The following is a 2466-nucleotide window of genomic DNA, read 5'->3' on the forward strand; positions in this document are numbered from 1 at the left end:
TACTAGTTTAGGTTTCAAATGACCTTTTTCTTTTTACACAATTATACGGACTCTATCTAGATGATGATTACTACAAAAAATCAAAAGGCCTTAAGCAAATTATGAAAACTAGTAAGGAAGAAATAGATAACTATGACGATATTCTTAATTCAATAGAGCTTCTTGAGAAAAACCCCGCTACTATCTACAAATATCAGGAAGATATCGACAAGAAAGGTCATAAGATCCTCTTTATTATAAATTACGATTTAAATAAGGGCTATGTACTCGACCTTCAGATTTGAAATTTTAAGCTAGGACTACTAGCCTTCTTATCTTTGTAAGACTTATCGGCCTTCATACATATAAAATAAGAAGACAAAAGTAAGATGATCAGAAGACGAAAGGACAAATAATGAAGAAAAAATACTTTCTTGTAATAATAGGTCTAATAATCATAGCGATTTTATTAAAAATAAAACCTAAGAATGAAGGACCAAATCTTCCCAAGGAAGATGATGTAGAAAGCATAAGCCTTATCAATATCCTAGATGGTAGGGGTATTGAGAGATGGACGATTAGTGATAAGGATGATATAGAAAAATTTCTACAAAACCTAGAAAATTCCAAGAAGACAAAAAAGGAGAGCGTCTCAGATTTTCCTGATAAAGATGAATTTATCCTAGTAAGCTTTAAAATGTCAGATGGCGGCTATATAAGAAGTACTATCCATGAAGAATATAAAAAACTTTATTTCGAACAAGCCTATGTGGGAATTTATGAGCTTTCTTATAAAGATATTTCTTCCTTCCTAAAATCTACCGCAAAAGAAGAAAATAAGGAAAATATTTCAGAAGACTTAGAAGATATCTTGGATGATGATTTCTAATTTTATAGATAGATATTTTAAATTTCAATAATAAGGTCCATTCCCTGTAAGTAAGATAAAAGGCTCCTGTTAGCAATTGACAGAAGCCTTCTTTTTTTATTTATTTTGCTGCAATAATTCCTATTATAGAAGAAATAGCTATAAATATAGGTGCGATTATTCCTACATCTAAATGATTGGCTAGACCTGCTAGGACTACTAGCATTATGAAGTTGGTAAAAATTATTGCCCTATAGCCTATGTAGCCTTTTTTATAATAACGGGCTTTGGTCATCTCGTCAGATTCCTCTATAAACTTCTTATTAAACTTAAAATCAAGGGTGTCCGCTTTTCTATTTGGTTCTACTTTCTTGATAAGCTCGTAGTTTTTTTGAAAAATCACTGAAGTAAGAATTATATAGGCTATTAAAAGCCCTATCAAAACCACAGACTCTCCTAGATTAAGCCAAGACTTTTCCATAGCCATAGCCCACATAGAAGCAAGGCCAAAGATTAGAAAAGTACTTACCTCCCTAACCATGAGGCTATAGTTAGTGTATTTTGTTTGAATCGGATCTTCGCCTTGAAGGCCTTTTTCGATTTCTACCTTAGATTTCTTATAAAGAGCAAATGCTATTAAAATACTCATTATTATTACTATAAGAACTATCTTAAATACATTTTTTATTAAGAAGGACTTAATAACCTCTCCAAAATCACTTAGTGCAATATTTTCAAGTATCCATCCAGACAAGGCTCCAACTAGAAGTCCTCCTATAATTAACATTACAAATTTTTTCTTATTCATATTCTTCCTCCAAGCTAAATATATCCTCGACATTTACTTCAAACACCCTAGCAAGGCTTAGGGCAACCACAACAGACGGATTATAATCTCCCCTTTCTATTAGGGAGATAGTCTGTCTAGAAACCCCAACCTTCTCTCCAAGCTCTGTCTGATTCATACCTTTTTCCTTCCTCAAACTAGAAAGGTTATTAACTAATCTCAATAAATCCTCCTTTCTTTTGACAACTATTGTTGTCATTATTATATCTTTGACAAGTATATTTGTCAAAAGATGGCATAAAAAAACCAGAGCAATTGCTCTGGCCCTTTACTTATAACCCTTGTAAGCTTCCTCATCTACATAAATATATACATTTGGATGAAGGGATAAGAATCCTGCTGGAAGATCTGTTGATATCTTATCATCTTCTAAAAGTCTTTTAACTGCCTCGTGTTTTTTCTTTCCATTTGCAAGAAGGATTATGGTCTTGGCGTTAAATATATCTGCCATGCCCATTGAGATAGCATATCTTGGAACATCGGCTTCATTTTCAAAAAATCTAGAGTTTGCTTCGATTGTAGAATCTGTAAGCTTTACTATAGATGTTCTCTTGCTTAGCTTATCCGCTGGTTCATTGAAGGCGATATGGCCATTTTCCCCAATTCCTAAGATTTGAATATCTCTTTGACCGAAGTCATCTAGGATTTTGTCGTATTCTTTGGCGTATTTTTCATCTACTTCACTTGCCTTTGGAATTATATTTGCTCCTTCATTAAAGGATACATGGTCAAAGAAGTTCTTTCTCATGAAGTAATTATAGGATTGTTCATT

The 2466-nt window shown here is 32.9% G+C and carries 5 protein-coding genes; 2 read left to right on the forward strand and 3 right to left on the reverse strand.

Annotated elements, in window-relative coordinates:
- The first annotated feature begins 101 nt into the window (after positions 1 to 101).
- Entirely contained in the window at positions 102 to 284 is a 183-nt protein-coding gene (locus MRZ08_RS07520; RefSeq protein WP_297381267.1) for a hypothetical protein, read from the forward strand.
- 110 nt (positions 285 to 394) lie between these two features.
- Positions 395 to 868 carry a DUF5301 domain-containing protein gene (locus tag MRZ08_RS07525; RefSeq protein WP_297381270.1) on the forward strand — a complete coding sequence of 158 codons (474 nt, stop codon included), beginning with the start codon at positions 395 to 397 and terminating at the stop codon, positions 866 to 868.
- Positions 869 to 968: 100 nt separating this feature from the next.
- On the opposite strand, the gene MRZ08_RS07530 is transcribed toward MRZ08_RS07525, so the two are convergent.
- From MRZ08_RS07530 to MRZ08_RS07540, 3 genes are all read right to left on the reverse strand, one after another.
- Positions 969 to 1655: a DUF3169 family protein gene (locus MRZ08_RS07530; RefSeq protein ID WP_297381273.1), complete on the reverse strand. Its 687-nt coding sequence runs from the start codon at positions 1653 to 1655 to the stop codon at positions 969 to 971.
- On the reverse strand, positions 1648 to 1857 hold the full coding sequence (locus tag MRZ08_RS07535) for a helix-turn-helix transcriptional regulator (protein ID WP_297381276.1): 210 nt from the start codon (positions 1855 to 1857) through the stop codon (positions 1648 to 1650). The genes MRZ08_RS07530 and MRZ08_RS07535 overlap by 8 nt, the downstream gene beginning before the upstream one ends.
- Positions 1858 to 1962: 105 nt before the next feature.
- A partial coding sequence (locus tag MRZ08_RS07540) for a glucosamine-6-phosphate deaminase (protein WP_297381279.1) occupies positions 1963 to 2466 on the reverse strand: 504 nt, incomplete at its 5' end.

It is taken from the genome of Anaerococcus sp. (assembly GCF_022770135.1).
GTDB lineage: Bacteria > Bacillota > Clostridia > Tissierellales > Peptoniphilaceae > Anaerococcus.